This window comes from Oceanibium sediminis, from assembly GCF_003265325.1.
In the GTDB taxonomy this organism is placed as follows: domain Bacteria; phylum Pseudomonadota; class Alphaproteobacteria; order Rhodobacterales; family Rhodobacteraceae; genus Halovulum; species Halovulum sediminis.
Genome location: NZ_QGNX01000002.1, coordinates 220,298 through 237,108, shown reverse-complemented (window position 1 = coordinate 237,108; position 16,811 = coordinate 220,298). Strand labels below are relative to the sequence as shown.

Sequence of the window (16,811 nt, the reverse complement as noted above, 5' to 3'; positions counted from 1 at the left end):
GGGATCAGGTCAGGGATCGGGCTTTCAGAGGCGGTGTTGTCCGGGGGCGCGGGTTGCTCAGCCTGGGGTCATGTCACTCGGCGGCTTTTTTCACCCCGCGGGCGATCAGCATCTCCTCCCCCCATTTCAGCGTTGTCTTGAATTCCGCGATGGCCTCGTCCAGCTCGTCGCGTTTGGCGATCAGGTTGGCCAGGTGCTTCTGGCCCAGCTCGTAGGTCCGCGAGATCTGCGTCACCTGCTGGTCGCCCAGGTCGTACAGGTTCAGAAGCTGGCGGATCTCCTCCAGGGAAAAGCCGAAGCGTTTGCCTTGCAGGATCAGTTTCAGCCGCGCGCGGTCGCGGCGGGTGAACAGCCGTTTCTGCCCCTCGCGGATCGGGGCAAGCAGTTCCTTCTGCTCATAAAAACGCAGGGTGCGGGGCGTGACCTCGAATGTCTCGCACATCCGGCCGATGGTAAAAAGCTCGTCAGTCATGAGCGCTTCGTCTTTCAGCATGATTTATCCTGCGCCCAACATAAGTTTACCTTTACGTAAAGTCCATGCCTTTTGCTTACGTTCACGTCAATGCGTGACGTCGCGTCGGTCGCATTAGCGCTTTTGGCCCGGCGCGGGGGCATGGTATGGGGCGGTATGAACAGTCAGCAGAAGACGGAAGCCGCACGCGCCTTCATCGGTGCGCTGCCACATTCGAGCGACCTCGGCATGCAATTGAGCGAGGTCGGCGACGGCTATGCCATCATGTCCGTCGGGTATGATTCGCGATTTGTCGGAGACCCCTCGACCGGGGTGCTGGCGGGGGGCGTGATCACCGCCCTGCTGGATACCTGCGCGGGCACCGCCGTGATGGCGCACCCGGACGAGCCGGGGGGCACAGCGACCATCGACCTTCGCATCGATTACATGCGCCCGGCAGAGCCGGGAAAGACGGTGATCGCGCGCGCCGACTGTTACCGGCTGACGCGCAATGTCGCCTTCGTGCGCGCCTCGGCCTGGACGGATGACCCGGACGCACCGGTGGCAACGGCCAACGGCGCGTTCACGGTCGAGCCGTCGGGAAGGTTCGCCTCATGAAACGCCCCGAACCCGTCCAGGTGATCAAGGGACGCCGCGAAAAGGCGCTGCAGGCGTTGGCGCAGGCCTCGCCCTACACGCGCCACCTTGGCGTGACCTTCGAGCGGCGCGGCGATGAGCTGACCGCGATCCTGAACTATTCCGACCGCCTGATCGGCAATCCGTTCCTGCCCGCGCTGCACGGCGGGGCCATCGGCGCCTTCCTCGAGATCGCCGCCCAGATGGAGCTGAGCTGGGGGATCGTGTGGCAGATGATGGAAGGCGGCGGCGATGACGCGGCCGAGATCGAGGCGGGGCATTTCCCGCCGATGCCGAAGACCATCGACTTCACGGTGGATTACCTGCGCTCCGGCCTGCCGCGCGACGCCTATGCGCGCGCGCGGGTCAACCGCTCGGGGCGGCGCTATGCCTCTGTCCACGTCGAGGCGTGGCAGGACAATCGCGACCGTCTGTTCGCGCAGGCCACCGGGCATTTCCTGATGCCACCCCGCAATGCTTGACACCGGCGCGGCCGCGCCGATTACCCACCGTCGGGTCCTGGCGATTGCAGGGCCCATCGTGCTGAGCAACGCCACGATCCCGATCCTCGGCGCGGTGGACACAGGTGTCGTCGGCCAGCTGGGCGAGGCGGCCCCGATCGGGGCGGTGGGGATCGGCGCGATCGTGATCTCCATGCTGTACTGGGTCTACGGGTTCCTGCGGATGGGCACCACGGGGCTGGTCGCGCAGGCGCGCGGGGCGGGGGATGCGGCGGAAACCGGCGCGATCCTGATGCGGGCGCTGATGATCGGGCTGGCGGGCGGGCTGTTGTTCGTGCTCGCGCAGGTCCCGCTGTTCTGGGGCGCGTTCCACCTGTCCCCCGCCTCTGACGAGGTGGAGGGGCTGGCGCGCACCTACCTGTCGATCCGGATCTGGGGCGCGCCCGCAGCGATTGCCATCTACGCGATCACCGGCTGGCTGATCGCCATGGAGCGTACCCGCGCGGTGCTGGTGTTGCAGGTCTGGATGAACGGTCTGAACATCCTGCTCGACCTGTGGTTCGTGCTGGGGCTGGACCTGGGCGTCGGCGGGGTCGCGACGGCGACGATCATCGCCGAGTGGTCGGGCCTGGCGCTGGGCCTGTGGCTGTGCCGCGCGGCGTTCCGCGGGGACCAGTGGCGCGACTGGGCGCGGGTTTTCGACCGCGCGCGGATCGCGCGGATGATGTCAGTGAACGGCGATATCATGGTGCGCTCGATCCTGTTGCAGGCGAGTTTCGCCAGCTTCCTGTTCCTGGGCGCGGGCATGGGGGACGTGACGCTGGCGGCGAACCAGGTGCTGGTGCAGTTCCTCGAGATCACCGCCTACGCGCTGGACGGTTTCGCCTTTTCGGCCGAGGCGCTGGTCGGCGGCGCCATGGGCGGGCGCGACCCGGCGCGGCTGCGGCGCGCGTCTATCGTGTCGTCGATCTGGGGGATGGGGCTGGCGGTACCGCTGGGGCTGGCGTTCCTGCTGTTCGGGCCCTGGCTGATCGATGTCATGGCCAAGGCGCCCGAGGTGCAGCTGGAGGCGCGGCAGTACCTGCTCTGGGTTGCCGCTGCCCCGCTGATCGGGGGCCCGAGCTGGATGCTCGACGGGATCTTCATCGGGGCGACGCGGACCCGCGCGATGCTGCACGCGATGCTGGCGTCGGTGGCGATCTATGTCGTGGCGCTGGCTCTGCTGGGGCCAGCGTTCGGCAACCACGGGCTCTGGGCGGCGCTGATGGTGCTTTACGTGGCGCGGGCGGTGACGCTTGGGCTGCGCTACCCGGCGCTGGAACGCGCGGCGGCGTGAGGAGCGAGGGGCCAGCCCCTCGCGCTCCCCGGGATATTTTCAGACTTTGGAAGGGGGGCGCGCGATCAGCGCGTCGAGGTCTGCCAGAAGGCGGGGCAGCAGGCTGAGCCCTTCGTAGGCGAGGGCGGAGTAGAGTTGCACGCAGGTCGCGCCGGCGTCGAGTTTCGCCTTCGCATCCGCGCCAGAGGCGATCCCGCCCACGCCGACCAGCGGCAGGTCTGTGCGTTGGCTGAGCGCGGCGAGAATTGCCGTGGAGCGGGCCATCAGCGGGCGACCGGACAGCCCGCCGGGTTCATCGCGGTGGGGGCTTTTCAGCCCGTCGCGCGCCAGCGTCGTGTTGGTTGCGACGATCCCGGCAAGGCCGGCTTCCTCGGCCACGGCGGCGATATCGTCGAGATCCGTTTCCGTGAGGTCGGGCGCGATCTTGACCAGCAGGGGCAGGGGGCGGGGCAGGCCCTGGTTGGTGTCCTGGACCCGCGACAGGACGCGGCGCAGCGCCTCTTTTCCCTGCAACTCGCGCAGGTTTGCGGTGTTGGGGGAGGATACGTTGACGGTCGCGAAATCCAGCGGCGCGGCGCAGCGGGCGAGGACGGCGGCGAAGTCCGCGGCCCGGTCCTCGCTGTCCTTGTTCGCGCCGAGGTTCAGGCCGATCACGCCGCCTTTCGGGCGCGCGGCGAGGCGATCCGCCACCACCTCCATGCCGTCGTTGTTGAAGCCGAAGCGGTTGATGATCCCGCGATCCTGCGGCAGGCGGAACAGGCGCGGTTTCGGGTTGCCCGGTTGCGGGCGCGGCGTCACAGCGCCGACTTCGACGAAGCCGAACCCCGCCGCGACCAGCGCGTGCAGGCATTCAGCGTTCTTGTCGAACCCCGCCGCCAGGCCGACCGGGTTTTTCAGCCGCAGCCCGGCGAATTCGGTTTCAAGCCGGGGATAGATCTTTGTCTCTGGCAGTGGGGCAAGTCGGGTTTTGAGCGCCAGGATCGCAAGTCCATGCGCCCTTTCGGGATCCATGCGCCGCAGCGCGGCCATGGCCAGGCGCTCGATTGTGCCGCTCACAGCAGGCCGGTGAAGTCGTGCCGCCCGTCGACGAGGGGCAGGGGCCTGGACCAGACGACATCCGCCGTGGTCAGCGCGCGGTAGAGGTGGGGGAATTCCTCGCCCCCGCGCGACACTTCCCACTTCAGGGGGGTGAGCGTATCCGCGTCGAGCGCCAGCAGCATCAGCCCGGCTTCGCCCGCGAAGTGCTTTCGGGCTGTCCCTTCCACCTGTGTGGCGGTGGAGGCGTGGATGTATCCGTCCTGGAGATCCACCGGCGCGCCATCGCTTCGCCCGGCGCTGGCGAATGCAGCGTATTCATCGGCGCGGAATATCTTGTAGATCAGCATGGGCGGGTGATGCGTCAGGCGGCGCGCGCCGTCAAGCCTTTGCCGCCATGGGCGCATCCTAGCCCTGGGGCGTCATGACCTGGCGGGCGCGGCCACGCTCCAACCCCAGCTGACGTTCGCGATAGATGATGAGCAACCCGGCCCCCACGATCAGCCCCGCCCCGGCGAGGGTGTTGAGCGTCGGCACCTCGGAGAAGACGACGTAGCCGATCCCGATGGCCAGCAGCATGGACACATACTCGAACGGGGCGATGACCGAGACGGGCGCGTAGCGATAACTTGCCGTCAGAAGGATCTGGCCAAGCCCGCCCAGGATGCCGGACAGGACAAGCAGCGCCGCGATATCCCAGCTGGGCCAGGACCATCCGAGCGGGATGGTCAGAAGCGACAGCACCGCCGAAGTTACCGAGAAGTAGAAGACGATCGCCGCCGTCGCCTCGGTCTGGACCAGCTTGCGGATGAACACCTGGGCGATGGCGGCCAGGATCGCCCCCATCAGCGCCATCGCCGCGCCGAGCGTTTCGTACTGGCTGGCATTTTCCAGCGAGACCAGCGAAAGCCGCGGCGCCAGCACGATGACCACGCCCACCAGGCCCAGGAACACGGCCGTCAGGCGGAACAGGCGGACCCGCTCTCCAAGGAACATCGCGGCGAAGATCACGATCAGAAGCGGCGTGGCGTAGCTGATCGCCGTCACCTCCGGCAGGGGCAGCAGGCCGAGCGCGATGAAGCCGCAGGCCATACCGCCGGCGCCGACCAGCCCACGCCACATGTGCCCCATGGGGTTCTTCGTCTCCAGCCCGTGGGCCAGGTTGCCCTGCCAGATCAGCCAGACCAGGATCACCGGGATGGCGAAGCTTGAGCGAAAGAACATCGCCTCGCCCGCCGGGATGCCGGTGGCGGCGGCGGTCTTGATGCAGGTCGCCATCGCGATGAAGACAGAGACGGACAGCACTTTCAGCAGGATGGCGCGCAGCGGGTTCATGGCATTCCGATCGGGCAGTTCGCGCTACCTTAGCCCGTAATTGGCTGATCAGGTGTTAAAAATGTTCATGCCTGCGATGCATTCCTTGCATGGACCGATGCTTGCGGGCGCGGCCCGCGGGGCGGATAGTGGGGGCATGACAGACGTCGCACGGCACATGCTGGCTGAGATGACCGCGGCCCTCGGCGGGGCGGAAACGCCCCTGCGCATCGAGGGTGAGGATCGCCTGGCGTCGGCCTTTGCAGTCAGCGACCTGGCGAGCGCCGCGATCGGGGCGGCCGGGTGCGCGTTGTCGGATTACGCGGGGCGGGGCGATCCGGTCGTGGTCGATCAGCGGCGCGCCTCGCTCTGGTTTCACATGTCGCTGCGCCCGCAGGGGTGGGATCTGCCCGCGCCCTGGGATTCGGTGGCGGGCGACTACGCCGCGCGGGATGGCTGGATACGCCTGCACACGAATGCCGCGCATCACAAGGCCGCCGCGCTGTCCGTGCTGGGCGCCCCGGCAGAGCGGGATGCCGTGGCCGCCGCGGTAAAGGGCTGGAACAGGCAGGCGCTGGAAGCCGCCGTGGTCGCCGCGGGCGGTTGCGCCGCCGCGATGCACAGCGCCGAGGAGTGGGCCACGCATCCCCAGGGCGCGGCGGTGGCGGCGGAGCCGCTGATCGACGTGATACCCGCGCCAAGGGCCGCGCGCCCCTCGCCTGCCCTTGATCCGGACCGGCCATTGCGCGGGGTGCGTGTGCTGGATCTGACGCGGATCCTGGCGGGGCCGGTGGCGACGCGTTTCCTGGCCGGTTTCGGCGCCGATGTGCTGCGCCTCGATCCGCCGGACTGGGAAGAACCCGCGCTGGAGGCTGAGGTGACGCCGGGCAAGACCTGCGCGCGGCTGGACCTGAAGTCCGCGCCGGGGCAGGCGCGCTTTCTTGCCCTGCTGGCCGAGGCGGACGTGCTGATCCATGGGTACCGGGCCGATGCGCTCGACGGGCTCGGGCTTGGGCAGGCGGTGCGCCAGAAGGCGAACCCCGGGTTGATCGACGTGGCGCTCAACGCTTACGGCTGGACCGGGCCTTGGACCAACCGGCGCGGCTTTGACAGCCTGGTGCAGATGAGCAGCGGAATCGCCGAGGCAGGCCAGGCACGCTTCGGGGCCGAGCGCCCTGTCCCGCTGCCGGTGCAGGCGCTGGATCACGCCGCGGGCTACCTGCTGGCGGCGGCGGCCTTGCGCGGGCTTGTCCGGCGTCGCGACACTGGCCATGGCCACCGCTGGCGCACCTCGCTCGCGCGGGTGGCGGCGCTGCTGATGCGCTACCCTGCGAAGGACATGGGCGGCACGCTGAGTCCGGGCGGCGTGGCGCAGGACTTCACCGAGGCCGAAGCGACGCCCTGGGGCCCCGCCCACCGTCTGCCCAGCCCGCTAAGCGTCGGCGGCGCGCAACTCTCCTTCGCCCGGCCCGCCGGGCCCCTGGGCGCGGATCGGCCTGGCTGGCAGGACACAGGCCCGGCCCATGAATAAGGCCCCGGCGCGGGGCCGGGGCCACTTGCTAAAAGCGTCCAATCACGCGATGGCCAGGTCGTCGACGTAGAACTCGGTATCTGCTGTCACCGCGACCACGCTGAATTGCAGGATATCGGTGCTGTCAAAGCCGGCCAGCGTGGTCAGGTCCAGCACACCGTTGCTGATATCGCCGTCTGTCACGCTCAGGATCACGCTGCTGGGGCCGAAGAAACCGTAAGAATACACCTCGACCACGTCGCCTGCTTCCAGTCCGGACAGGTCGACGCTGGTCACCGAAAAGGTTTCGCCCAGCGCGCTGCCGATCACGGCCATCTCATGGGTCGTGCCATCGGCATCGGTGAACACGCGGAACTCGAAGTCCGCATCGCTCGGATCGTAATCGGCCAAGGCGCCGACATCCTCATACCCGTTCGTCGCAGAGGTTTGCTGGGTGATGATATAACCGTCGGGCGACTGGTAGGCGTCATAGAGCGTGCCGTTGGTGGACGCGAAGTTGATCGGCGTCTCGGCGTCGAAGGTGATCGTTCCCGGCGCGGGCGGCGGAGGTGGCGGCGGATTGCCCGGATCGAGCACGTTGTTGACGGTATCGAGCACCGTCCCGTCCGAGAAGATGATGTACTCCACGTTCTTCACGGTGTCTGTCTGTGTCACGCCGTCCACGGTGTAGCTGACCTCGTAGGTGACGTTCTTGCCCTTCTCTATCCGGCTGACGGAAAAATCCGCGATGCCGTCGCCGTCAGTGTCGTCGGCGGGAAACAGAAGGTCATAGATCAGCGTATCGCCGGTTCCGTCGCCACCGTCGATACTGTCGTTCCCGAGCGTCGCGACAATGATGTCATCCCCGCCGAGGGCGTCGATGGTGTCGTCACCGGAGGTTCCGAAGAAATCGAAAAGGCCGCCGTCGCTCCCTTCGGTGCCCAATATCACGTCTGATTTGGCTGGCTTGTTGCTGCCGCCGTTGTCCGGCTTGTTCGGATTTGGCATGGTTTTCCCGGAATCTGTCCCTGATACTTTTGTAGATACTATCCTGTCTTGCCAATATTATCAATGATTCCGGGGTTTTTGTATGTTCCGCCGGGAACATCTCGCGAATACATCGCGAAATGTCCCCGGTGCCCGAAAGCCTGGTACGCGGCCGCCCGGCTTCCAAAGTCTTCAAATATCCCCCGCGCGGCGCGCACGGGCCGGCAGGCCCGTTCCCTCGCCCGCCTTCAGTCCAGGTGTCCTTCCGCCTTCGCCCAGGCCATGGTGGCGTCAAGGGCGTCCTGCATGGGGGCGAACATTTCCTGAAGCTCGTCCTCGGTGATGATCATCGGCGGGCACAGCGCCAGCGTGTCGCCGATGGGGCGCAGGATCACGCCACGCTCCAGCAACTCCTGGCTGAGGCGCGGGGCGACCTTGCCGGGCTGGGCGAACCCCTTCTTGCCCGGCGGGGCCAGTTCCAGCCCGCCCATCAGGCCGGAGGCGCGGGCCTCTCCGACCAGCGGGTGCTCTGCCGCCGCCTGCAGAAGCCGCGCGAAGACCGGCTCCAGCCGGCGCACCTGCCCGAGGATGTCGCGCTTCTGGTAGATCTCGATCGCCTTGATGCCCACCGCGCAGCCCAGCGGATGCCCGCCGTAGGTGAACCCGTGGCCAAAGACGCCGAGCTGGCCGGTGTGGGCCTCGATCGTTTCGGCCATGTCCTGGTCCATCGCCACCGCCGAGAGGGGCGCGAAGCCCCCGGTCAGCTGCTTCGCCATGGACATCGCGCGCGGGCGCATCCCGAAGGTCTCGGCCCCGAACCAGTTGCCGGTGCGCCCGAAGCCGCAGATCACCTCGTCCGAGATCAGCGCGATATCGTGCCGGTCCAGCACCGCCTGTATCGCGGGGAAATACCCCTCGGGCGGGACGATCACGCCGCCCGCGCCCATCACCGGCTCGGCGATCATCGCGGCGATGGTTTCGGGGCCCTCGACCTCGATCAGCCGCTCCAGGTCGGCCACCAGGCGGGCGGTGAACTCGGCCTCGCTCATGCCGTCCTCCGCCTCTTTCCAGAAATGGGGCGAGGAGGTGTGCCGGATCCGGTCCACCGGCAGGTCGAAGTCCTTGTGGTTGTAGGGCAGCCCCGTCAGCGAGCCGGACACGATGGTCACCCCGTGATAGGCCTTGATGCGGGAAATGATCTTCTTCTTCTGGGGCAAGCCGCGGGCGTTGTTGTAGTACCACTGCAACTTCACCTGCGTTTCGTTCGCCTCCGACCCCGAGGACTGGTAGAACACCCGCGCCATGTTGCCGGGGCTGATTTCCTTGATCTTCTCGGCCAGTTCCACGGCCGGTTCATGGCTGCGTCCGCCGAACAGGTGCATGTAGGGCAGCTTGTCCAGCTGCTCCTTCGCCGCTTCGACCAGTTCCTCGTCCGAAAAGCCGAGACCGCAGCACCAGAGCCCGGCCATACCCTCGATGAAGCTGCGGCCCTGGTCGTCGAACACGCGCACGCCCTTGCCGCGCTCCATGATGTGCGGGCCGGTTTGCCGCAGGGCGACGGCGTTGGTGTAGGGGTGGAGCAGGGCCTCCACGTCGCGGGTCTGGGTGTTCGTCAGCGGGGTGTTCATGACGGGGCGTTCCTTGGCTCGGGTCAGGGCGGATAGGCGACGATAGGGCCGCGCACTTCGCCGGGTCAATCGGCGTTTCGCTGTCGCGCGGTTGTCACGAAACCCTGCTAGCGAGGCGACCTTGATGAACGAGGAGGCATTCATGCAACGACTTCTGCTTTCGGGCACGGCGCTGATCACCCTGGCCGCCGTAGCCCCCGCGCAAGCGGAGGGCTATTTCAACCGGATCGCGTCCTTCGCGACCCCCGAGAACATGGCCGAGGGGCAGGATCGCACGCGCGAAACCTCGCCCGAGATCATCGCCGCGACCGGTGACGGCATGACGCTCGTCTATACCGACAGCCCGCTCGGGGTGCTCGGCTTCGTGGATATCGCGGACCCGGCGAACCCGTTGCCCGGCGGCACGCTGGCGCTGGAGGGGGAGCCGACCTCCGTCGATGTGATCCGGCGGACGGCCTTTGTCGGGGTGAACACCTCTGAAAGCTACACCGCGCCGTCGGGCCACCTGCTGGCCGTCGACGTGGACAGCCGCGCGGAACTGGGCCGCTGCGACCTCGGCGGTCAGCCCGACAGCATCGCCGCCGCGCCCGGCGGCGCCTTCATCGCCGTCGCGATCGAGAATGAGCGTGACGAGGATCTGAACGACGGGATGATCCCGCAGATGCCCGCCGGCAATGTGACCATCGTCCCGCTCTCGGACGGGCGCCTGGATTGCGACGCGATGATCGTCGCAGACCTGACCGGGCTGGCCGATATCGCCCCGGATGACCCGGAGCCGGAGTTCGTCGACGTCAACGCCGACGGCGAAATCGTCGTGACGCTTCAGGAAAACAACCACATCGCCGTGCTGTCCGCGGCGGGCGAGGTGCTGGCGCATTTCCCGGCGGGCGCGGTGGACCTGGCCGGGATCGACGTGGCGGAAGAGGGCGCGTTCCGCTTCGACAGCGCGCAGCCCGGCCGTCTGCGTGAGCCTGATTCCGTCGCCTGGCTGAACCGCAACCGCTTCGCCATGGCCAATGAGGGCGACTACACCGGCGGCGCGCGCGGCTGGACGATCTTCGGCAAGGACGGCACGGAAATCTACGAAAGCGGCACCAGCTTCGAGGAAGCCCTGATCCGCATCGGCCACTATCCCGAAGGCCGTTCCGCCAACAAGGGCGTGGAGCCGGAGTCGATCGCCGACGGGCGCTTTGACGGGGTCCAGTATGTCTTTGTCGGGTCCGAGCGCGGATCGATCGTCGGCGTCTACGCGATGGAGGACGGCGCGCCGCGTCTGCACCAGCTGCTGCCCTCCGGGATCGCGCCCGAAGGCATCCTGCCCCTGCCGGGCCGCAACCTGCTGGTCACCGCGAACGAGGCGGACCTGGGCGAGGACGGCGGCGTTCGCGCGCATGTGATGATCTATACCTATGGCGACGCGGCGCCGGTCTATCCCACGATCACCACCGAAGGCATGGACGAGCTTGTCGGCTTCAACGCGCTGTCGGGCCTCGCTGCGCACCCCGAACAGGCGGGCAGGCTCTACGCGGTGAACGACAGCTTCATGGCGCTTCAGCCCCGCATCTACGAGATCGACGCCACCGCCACCCCCGCCCGGATCATCGGCTACCGCGACGTGACGCGGGACGGCGCCCCGGCGCAGAAGCTGGATCTGGAGGGGATCGTCGCGCTTCCGGACGGGGGCTTCTGGCTCGCCTCGGAAGGGCGCACGGACCGGCTGGTCCCGCACGCCCTCTACCGTGTCGACGCGGATGGCGTGATCGAGGAGGAAGTGGCCTTCCCGCCCGAGCTTCTGGCGGTCGAGCGCCGGTTCGGGGCCGAGGGGATCACCATGGTGGGCGACACGCTGTGGATCGCGATCCAGCGCGAATGGGCGGACGATCCCGCCGATCACGTGAAGCTGGTCAGCTACAACACCGAAACCGGGGCCTGGGGCGCTGTCCACTACCCCAAGGACACACCGGAGGCTGGCTGGATCGGCCTGTCCGGGATCACGGCCCATGGCGATCACGTCTACATCGTCGAGCGTGACAACCAGATCGGCGCGGCGGCACGGACCAAGAAACTGTACCGCGTGCCGCTGTCCGGGATGACCCCGGCGGACCTCGGCGGGGACCTGCCCGTGGTCAGCAAGGAACTGGTGCGCGATCTTCTGCCGGACCTGGCCAGCTACAACGGCTACGTGCAGGACAAGGTGGAAGGCTTCGCCATCGATGTTGAGGGTACCGGCTACGCCGTGACCGACAACGACGGCGTGGACGACCATTCGGGCGAGACGCTGTTCTGGTCGATAGGCCGGATGTAATCGCGAATTTGACTAGGGGACCGGCCGCCGGGGCGGTGGCCGGTCCCGTCAGGGACTCAGACTTCGAACGTGCCGCCCCGCATGGAAAGCTTCGGCACCGCCGTCTCGAACTCGGGCTTCCAGGGCACGCCCATCTGGGCGCAATTGGCCTTCGGCGCCGTGGTATCGAGGGTATTCAGGCGCTTGAAGAATCGCAGGTCGTTGGCGATCAGCGTGCCGTTCAGGGACAGGCTGCTGCGCCCCAGAATCCGCGGTTCGAGGTCCCGCAAGATATTGATGCCGTCGGTCCCGATCGCGCCGCAGATCTCGACCGCGCCGTCGCGCTCTCTCACGGTGTAGAGCAGCAGCGTTTCGGAGTCGGAGCGTTCCCAGGTCTGCTTGACGCCGAGGTAATCCCGGGTGATCGGCTCGGAGCCGGTGGAAGAGGACACGATTGCGCTGGTACAGGCAGAAATGGCGAGGGCCGCGGACAGAAGTACCGCGGGCTTAAAAGATGCAAGTTTCAATATATATTCTTTCTTAAGTTGTATTGATAATCCCTGCTACAGCCGCGAATGGTGTCGGTCCAGTGGGCTTTTCCTGTCAAAACGTCGCGACCCTTGCGGGATTGTCCCCCATGGCGCCGCCTGCGCGCCGGGGGCGGCGCGGCGAAAGGGTGACATCCGCCCCGGCCCGGCGCTAGCCTGTTGCAGGGGCTACTGTTTGGAAACGCGATGATGGACTACCTTCTGATCGTCCTGCTGGTGGCGGGCGGGCTTGCGGCGGTGATCTCCACCCGCAAGCGGCCGATGGGCCGGCGCGGAAAGCCGATGTCCCGCGCGCGGCTGCGCCGCGGGCTGCCGCCCAATGCCCCGCCGGGGCACTGGCGATCCTGGGCCCTGAAGGAGCCGAGCTTTGCGGTTGCGGGCACCAGCTCGCACCTGCCGGCGGCGCAGGCGTTCGGCATTGCCGCGCTCGAGGCGGCGCAGGAAGGCGCGCCGTTCGGGGTGGTGATCCTGCGCGCGCCCGGCGCGCCGGATGCGGTCGCGCTGGAAGTACACGGCCACGTCGGGGCCGAGGGGGCGGACGGGCCGGGCTGGCACATCGGCTATGTGCCCGCCGAAATCGCCCGCGCGCTGCGCGACATCCACCCCGAGGGTGCGCTCGCCGCAGAGGTGGAGCGTGTGAACCTGACCAACACCTCCGCCGCGATCCGCCTGCGCGGCCTGGTCGAGGCGCCCCCGGGCTGACGTCACACCGCGAACCCTTAACCCCGTGACAATACGCGCATCCGAAGTACCATGACCCCATTGTCCAATTTAGGGAATCAGAACAATGACACTTCGCACTCTGCTTTCGGCAGGCTCCGTGCTGGCCATGACAGCGGCGCCCGCTTTCGCCGACTACAGCCTCACCGTCCTGCACACGAACGACTTCCACGCCCGTTTCGAACCGATCAGCAAGTATGACAGCGGATGTTCCTCCGAGGACAACACCGCCGGGGAATGCTTCGGCGGCTCCGCCCGCCTCGTGACCGCGGTCGAAGAGGCCAAAGCGCGCACCAACAACTACATCCTCGTCGATGGGGGCGACCAGTTCCAGGGCACGCTGTTTTATACCTATTACAAGGGCAAGGCCGCGGCCGAGATGATGAACAAGATGGGCTACGACGCGATGACCGTGGGCAACCACGAGTTCGATGACGGGCCCGAGGTGCTGCGCGGCTTCATGGATGCCGTGAATTTCCCCGTGCTGATGTCCAACGCCGATTTCTCGGGTGAGCCCCTGCTGGCGGACAAGCTGGCGAAGTCCACCATCATCGAGCGTGGCGGCGAAAAGCTGGGCCTGATCGGCCTGACTCCGCAGAACACCGATGAGCTGGCAAGCCCCGGCAAGAACGTGATCTTCACCGATCCCGCCGATGCCGTCGCGGGCGAGGTGCAGAAGCTGGAGGAAGCCGGCGTCAACAAGATCATCGTGCTCAGCCACTCGGGCTACAACGTCGACCAGGCGGTCGCCGCGGCCGTTCCGGCGGTGGACATCATCGTCGGCGGGCACGACAACTCGCTTCTGTCCAACACGATCGAGGGCGCGAAGGGCCCCTATCCGACGATGGTCGGCACCACCGCGATCGTGCAGGCCTATGCCTACGGCAAGTTCCTGGGTGAGCTGAACGTCACCTTCGACGACAACGGCGTGATCACCGAGGCGGTCGGTGAGCCGATCATCATGGACGGCACCGTTGTCGAGGACGAGTCCACCGTCGCGCGCGTCGCCGAACTGGCCGTGCCGCTGGACGAAATCCGCAACAAGGTCGTCGCCGAAACCGCCGCTCCGGTGGAAGGGGACCGCGCGGTTTGCCGGGCGATGGAATGCGAGATGGGCAACCTTGTCGCCGACGCTATGCTTGAGCGTGTGCGCGATCAGGGCATCCAGGTGGCTATCGCCAACTCCGGCGGTTTGCGCGCCTCCATCGACGCGGGTGAGGTGACGATGGGCGAAGTGCTGACCGTGCTGCCGTTCCAGAACACGCTGTCCACCTTCCAGGTCACCGGTGAGCAGCTGCTCGCCGCGCTGGAAAACAGCGTCAGCCAGGTCGAGGATGGCGCCGGGCGTTTCGCGCAGGTTGCCGGCATGAAGTACACATGGTCCAAGAGCGCGGAGCCCGGCAGCCGCATCACCGAAGCCATGGTCGAAGTTGACGGTTCCTACGAGCCGATCGATCCTGAGGCGACCTATGGGGTGGTGTCCAACAACTTCGTGCGTAGCGGCGGCGACGGTTACTCCATGTTCGTGAATGCAGAGAACGCCTATGACTTCGGCCCCGACGTGGCCGATGTGCTGGCGGAATACCTGGCCGCGAACCTGCCCTACACGCCCTTCGTGGCTGGCCGGATCACCGAGGTCGAGTAAGGCCCCGGCCCGGAGAGTATCGCGGTGCGCGCCGGAAACGGCGCGCATCTTTTCTTTTCAGGGGCCGCGCCGCGCCGGATGGCGCATGCGGACCGGCCCCGCGGCGGAAACGCAAAGATCCATGCTGAACGTCCTGATCGTCGCCGTCACCGTCGCCACCGGCGCATTGCTTCTCTACCCCCGGCTTGCCCGCGCACGCCTGTGGCGCGCGGCGATCACGCCGCTTGCCTCGATCATCGGCAGCGGGTTCCTTGTGCTCGGCCCGATCCTCGACGTGTCGTTCGGCACCTTCGCCCCGCTGGTCATGGCCGGGCTCTGCCTTGGCGCCTATGCCTTCGGGGCCGCGGTGCGCTTCAACATCCGCCGGCTCTCGGACACGAAGGGCGCGCGCAGCCGCGTCGAACGGGTGCTGGAAACCGGGGCGTCCTGGGCGCTGGTCTTCGCCTATGTCATCTCGGTGGCCTATTACCTGAACCTGCTCGGCGCATTCTCGGTCAGCCTGACGGCGCAGGATGACGCCTTTCACGCCAAGCTGGTCACGACGGCGGTCTTCGCGGTCATCCTGATCGTGGGCGGGACCCACGGGTTCGGGGCGCTTGAGCGGATGGAGCAGATCTCGGCCGGGGTGAAGCTTGCGATCATCGCGGGGCTGCTGTACGGTCTGGCCTGGTATGCCACCGGGCGCGCCGGGGCGGGGGCGCTGGAGTTTCATCCCGCGACCGTCACCGGTTTGCCCGCCGTGCTGCTGGCCGCGGGCCTGCTGGTCACCGTGCAGGGGTTCGAGACGTCGCGATACCTAGGCGCGGAATACGACGCCACCGAGCGTATCCGCTCGATGCGACTGGCGCAGGCGCTCGCGGCGGCGATCTACATGATCTACGTCTGCCTTGTCAGCATCGCGCTGACGCCGGGCACGATGGAGCTGAGCGAAACGGCGATCATCGGCCTGGTGGCCGTGGTCGCCCCGATCCTGCCGCTGCTGCTGATCGCGGCGGCGATCAGCGCGCAGTTCAGCGCGGCGGTGGCCGATACCAGCGGATCCGGCGGGTTGCTGGCGGAACTGACCCACGGGCGCATTACGCAGCGCATGGGCTACGCCATGCTGGTGGCCATCGGCGTGGTGCTGACATGGTCGATGAGCGTGTTCCAGATCATCAGCTTCGCCTCGCGGGCGTTCGCCGTCTACTACGCGATCCAGGCCCTGATCGCGGCGCAGGGCGCCATGTTGACGGGCAAGCGCGGCAAGGCGCTGGCCTTCGCACTGATGGGCGTTGCGGGCGTGGCGATCGCGATCTTCGGCACGGCGGTCGAATGATCCCTGACAGCGGCGGAACGCCCCCTCGCCACCCTTCCGCACGCGCGCGCGCTGCGTTAGGCTGACGCCATGTGCGGACGTTTTGCCCTGACCCTGCCGCCCGAGGCGATGGAGGCCCTGTTCGAGGCCGAGGCGGGCGATCTGCCCCCGACGCCGCGGTACAACATCTGCCCCACGCAGGACATTGCCGTCGTCGTCACCCATGACGATGCGCGCCACATCACGCCGATGCGCTGGGGCTTCCTGCCGCGCTGGTACAAGTCGCCCACCGACGGCCCGCTGCTGATCAACGCCCGCGCCGAGACGCTCGCCGAGAAACCCGCCTTCCGGGAAGCGGCGCGGGCCCGGCGCTGCCTGATCCCCGCAAGCGGCTTCTTCGAATGGACCGCCAGCGCGGGGCGCGGCAAGTACCCTTGGTACATCCATCCCGCCAGCGGTGACGTGCTGGCCTTCGCCGGCGTCTGGCAAAGTTGGCGCGGCCCCGACGGCCAGCGCCTGGTGACTGCCGCCATCGTGACGACAGCCGCGAACAAGGCGCTGGAGGAGGTGCATCATCGAATGCCGGTGATCCTCGCCCCCGGGGACTGGCCGTTGTGGCTGGGCGAGGCGGGCAAGGGTGCTGCTGCCCTGATGCAACCCGCGCCGGAGGATCTGTTGATCCGCCACCGCGTCAGCCGCGCGGTCAACGGCCTGAAGGCAGAGGCGGGGCCAGAACTGCTTGAGCCGGTCGACCAAGAAGGCGGCGGCCCGGACAGCGGCACCGCGGTCTGATCGCGGGCGCCCGAAGCGGCCACAGTATGGCCGGGGCGCGGCAGGAGGTGCCGCAATCGCCCCGGGAATCCGGCGCAAAATCACCTGTTGCCAGACACCTTCCCATCACGGTTCAGCCGCATTGCCACGCGATCCTTCAAAGGACGAACGCGGCATCCGATTGGTTGCTT

General features: G+C 67.4%; 16 protein-coding genes. 9 read left to right on the top strand and 7 right to left on the bottom strand.

Annotated elements, in window-relative coordinates:
• Window positions 1-73: 73 nt before the first annotated feature.
• Complete coding sequence (locus DJ029_RS06575; protein ID WP_112321995.1) at window positions 74-472, bottom strand: MerR family transcriptional regulator; 399 nt, start codon at window positions 470-472, stop codon at window positions 74-76.
• A gap of 156 nt (window positions 473-628) precedes the next feature.
• On the opposite strand from DJ029_RS06575, the gene DJ029_RS06570 reads away from it, so the two are divergent.
• From DJ029_RS06570 to DJ029_RS06560, 3 genes are read left to right on the top strand one after another with little or no spacing between them, the layout of a single operon-like run.
• Window positions 629-1,069, top strand: coding sequence for a PaaI family thioesterase (locus tag DJ029_RS06570; RefSeq protein ID WP_112321562.1), 441 nt, complete (start codon window positions 629-631; stop codon window positions 1,067-1,069).
• Window positions 1,066-1,569 carry a PaaI family thioesterase gene (locus DJ029_RS06565; protein ID WP_112321561.1) on the top strand — a complete coding sequence of 168 codons (504 nt, stop codon included), beginning with the start codon at window positions 1,066-1,068 and terminating at the stop codon, window positions 1,567-1,569. The genes DJ029_RS06570 and DJ029_RS06565 overlap by 4 nt, the downstream gene beginning before the upstream one ends.
• Complete coding sequence (locus DJ029_RS06560; RefSeq protein WP_112321560.1) at window positions 1,562-2,884, top strand: MATE family efflux transporter; 1,323 nt, start codon at window positions 1,562-1,564, stop codon at window positions 2,882-2,884. The genes DJ029_RS06565 and DJ029_RS06560 overlap by 8 nt, the downstream gene beginning before the upstream one ends.
• Window positions 2,885-2,923: 39 nt before the next feature.
• Here the strand turns inward: DJ029_RS06560 and DJ029_RS06555 are convergent, their stop codons facing one another.
• From DJ029_RS06555 to DJ029_RS06545, 3 genes are read right to left on the bottom strand one after another with little or no spacing between them, the layout of a single operon-like run.
• Window positions 2,924-3,940, bottom strand: a complete 1,017-nt coding sequence (locus DJ029_RS06555) for a quinone-dependent dihydroorotate dehydrogenase (RefSeq protein WP_112321559.1) — start codon at window positions 3,938-3,940, stop codon at window positions 2,924-2,926.
• Window positions 3,937-4,269 carry a DUF952 domain-containing protein gene (locus DJ029_RS06550; protein WP_112321994.1) on the bottom strand — a complete coding sequence of 111 codons (333 nt, stop codon included), beginning with the start codon at window positions 4,267-4,269 and terminating at the stop codon, window positions 3,937-3,939. Before DJ029_RS06550 ends, DJ029_RS06555 begins: the two co-directional genes overlap by 4 nt.
• A 58-nt stretch (window positions 4,270-4,327) precedes the next feature.
• Complete coding sequence (locus DJ029_RS06545) at window positions 4,328-5,254, bottom strand: DMT family transporter (RefSeq protein ID WP_112321558.1); 927 nt, start codon at window positions 5,252-5,254, stop codon at window positions 4,328-4,330.
• A gap of 136 nt (window positions 5,255-5,390) precedes the next feature.
• Here DJ029_RS06545 and DJ029_RS06540 point away from each other — a divergent pair, with 136 nt between their 5' ends.
• Window positions 5,391-6,764: a CoA transferase gene (locus tag DJ029_RS06540; protein ID WP_112321993.1), complete on the top strand. Its 1,374-nt coding sequence runs from the start codon at window positions 5,391-5,393 to the stop codon at window positions 6,762-6,764.
• 42 nt (window positions 6,765-6,806) lie between these two features.
• Here the strand turns inward: DJ029_RS06540 and DJ029_RS06535 are convergent, their stop codons facing one another.
• Window positions 6,807-7,751: a hypothetical protein gene (locus DJ029_RS06535; RefSeq protein WP_112321557.1), complete on the bottom strand. Its 945-nt coding sequence runs from the start codon at window positions 7,749-7,751 to the stop codon at window positions 6,807-6,809.
• Window positions 7,752-7,978: 227 nt separating this feature from the next.
• A complete protein-coding gene (locus DJ029_RS06530; RefSeq protein ID WP_112321556.1) occupies window positions 7,979-9,358 on the bottom strand; it encodes an aminotransferase in 1,380 nt (459 codons plus the stop codon).
• Window positions 9,359-9,500: 142 nt separating this feature from the next.
• On the opposite strand from DJ029_RS06530, the gene DJ029_RS06525 reads away from it, so the two are divergent.
• Entirely contained in the window at window positions 9,501-11,663 is a 2,163-nt protein-coding gene (locus tag DJ029_RS06525) for an esterase-like activity of phytase family protein (RefSeq protein WP_112321992.1), read from the top strand.
• Between the two features lie 56 nt (window positions 11,664-11,719).
• Here the strand turns inward: DJ029_RS06525 and DJ029_RS06520 are convergent, their stop codons facing one another.
• The gene (locus DJ029_RS06520; RefSeq protein WP_112321555.1) at window positions 11,720-12,169 is read right to left on the bottom strand and encodes a hypothetical protein; all 450 of its coding nucleotides are present in this window, start codon (window positions 12,167-12,169) and stop codon (window positions 11,720-11,722) included.
• 207 nt (window positions 12,170-12,376) lie between these two features.
• On the opposite strand from DJ029_RS06520, the gene DJ029_RS06515 reads away from it, so the two are divergent.
• The 4 genes from DJ029_RS06515 (at window position 12,377) to DJ029_RS06500 (ending at window position 16,641) form a co-directional block, all read left to right on the top strand.
• Window positions 12,377-12,892, top strand: a complete 516-nt coding sequence (locus DJ029_RS06515; protein ID WP_157966281.1) for a hypothetical protein — start codon at window positions 12,377-12,379, stop codon at window positions 12,890-12,892.
• A gap of 85 nt (window positions 12,893-12,977) precedes the next feature.
• Window positions 12,978-14,555, top strand: coding sequence for a bifunctional metallophosphatase/5'-nucleotidase (locus tag DJ029_RS06510; RefSeq protein ID WP_112321553.1), 1,578 nt, complete (start codon window positions 12,978-12,980; stop codon window positions 14,553-14,555).
• A gap of 85 nt (window positions 14,556-14,640) precedes the next feature.
• Window positions 14,641-15,870 (top strand): hypothetical protein, encoded by a 1,230-nt coding sequence (locus DJ029_RS06505; RefSeq protein WP_232822997.1) that lies wholly within the window; start codon window positions 14,641-14,643, stop codon window positions 15,868-15,870.
• A 69-nt stretch (window positions 15,871-15,939) separates the two neighbouring features.
• The gene (locus DJ029_RS06500) at window positions 15,940-16,641 is read left to right on the top strand and encodes an SOS response-associated peptidase (RefSeq protein ID WP_112321552.1); all 702 of its coding nucleotides are present in this window, start codon (window positions 15,940-15,942) and stop codon (window positions 16,639-16,641) included.
• The last annotated feature ends 170 nt before the right edge of the window (window positions 16,642-16,811 follow it).

Excerpts from the sequence above, each read along its gene's own strand:
- DJ029_RS06575 (WP_112321995.1), bottom strand. The coding sequence starts at position 472 with ATGACTGACGAGCTTTTTACCATCGGCCGGATGTGCGAGACATTCGAG.
- DJ029_RS06560 (WP_112321560.1), top strand. The coding sequence starts at position 1,562 with ATGCTTGACACCGGCGCGGCCGCGCCGATTACCCACCGTCGGGTCCTG.
- DJ029_RS06530 (WP_112321556.1), bottom strand. The coding sequence starts at position 9,358 with ATGAACACCCCGCTGACGAACACCCAGACCCGCGACGTGGAGGCCCTG.
- DJ029_RS06570 (WP_112321562.1), top strand. The coding sequence starts at position 629 with ATGAACAGTCAGCAGAAGACGGAAGCCGCACGCGCCTTCATCGGTGCG.
- DJ029_RS06545 (WP_112321558.1), bottom strand. The coding sequence starts at position 5,254 with ATGAACCCGCTGCGCGCCATCCTGCTGAAAGTGCTGTCCGTCTCTGTC.
- DJ029_RS06550 (WP_112321994.1), bottom strand. The coding sequence starts at position 4,269 with ATGCTGATCTACAAGATATTCCGCGCCGATGAATACGCTGCATTCGCC.
- DJ029_RS06505 (WP_232822997.1), top strand. The coding sequence starts at position 14,641 with ATGCGGACCGGCCCCGCGGCGGAAACGCAAAGATCCATGCTGAACGTC.
- DJ029_RS06500 (WP_112321552.1), top strand. The coding sequence starts at position 15,940 with ATGTGCGGACGTTTTGCCCTGACCCTGCCGCCCGAGGCGATGGAGGCC.
- DJ029_RS06525 (WP_112321992.1), top strand. The coding sequence starts at position 9,501 with ATGCAACGACTTCTGCTTTCGGGCACGGCGCTGATCACCCTGGCCGCC.
- DJ029_RS06535 (WP_112321557.1), bottom strand. The coding sequence starts at position 7,751 with ATGCCAAATCCGAACAAGCCGGACAACGGCGGCAGCAACAAGCCAGCC.
- DJ029_RS06540 (WP_112321993.1), top strand. The coding sequence starts at position 5,391 with ATGACAGACGTCGCACGGCACATGCTGGCTGAGATGACCGCGGCCCTC.
- DJ029_RS06510 (WP_112321553.1), top strand. The coding sequence starts at position 12,978 with ATGACACTTCGCACTCTGCTTTCGGCAGGCTCCGTGCTGGCCATGACA.
- DJ029_RS06565 (WP_112321561.1), top strand. The coding sequence starts at position 1,066 with ATGAAACGCCCCGAACCCGTCCAGGTGATCAAGGGACGCCGCGAAAAG.
- DJ029_RS06515 (WP_157966281.1), top strand. The coding sequence starts at position 12,377 with ATGATGGACTACCTTCTGATCGTCCTGCTGGTGGCGGGCGGGCTTGCG.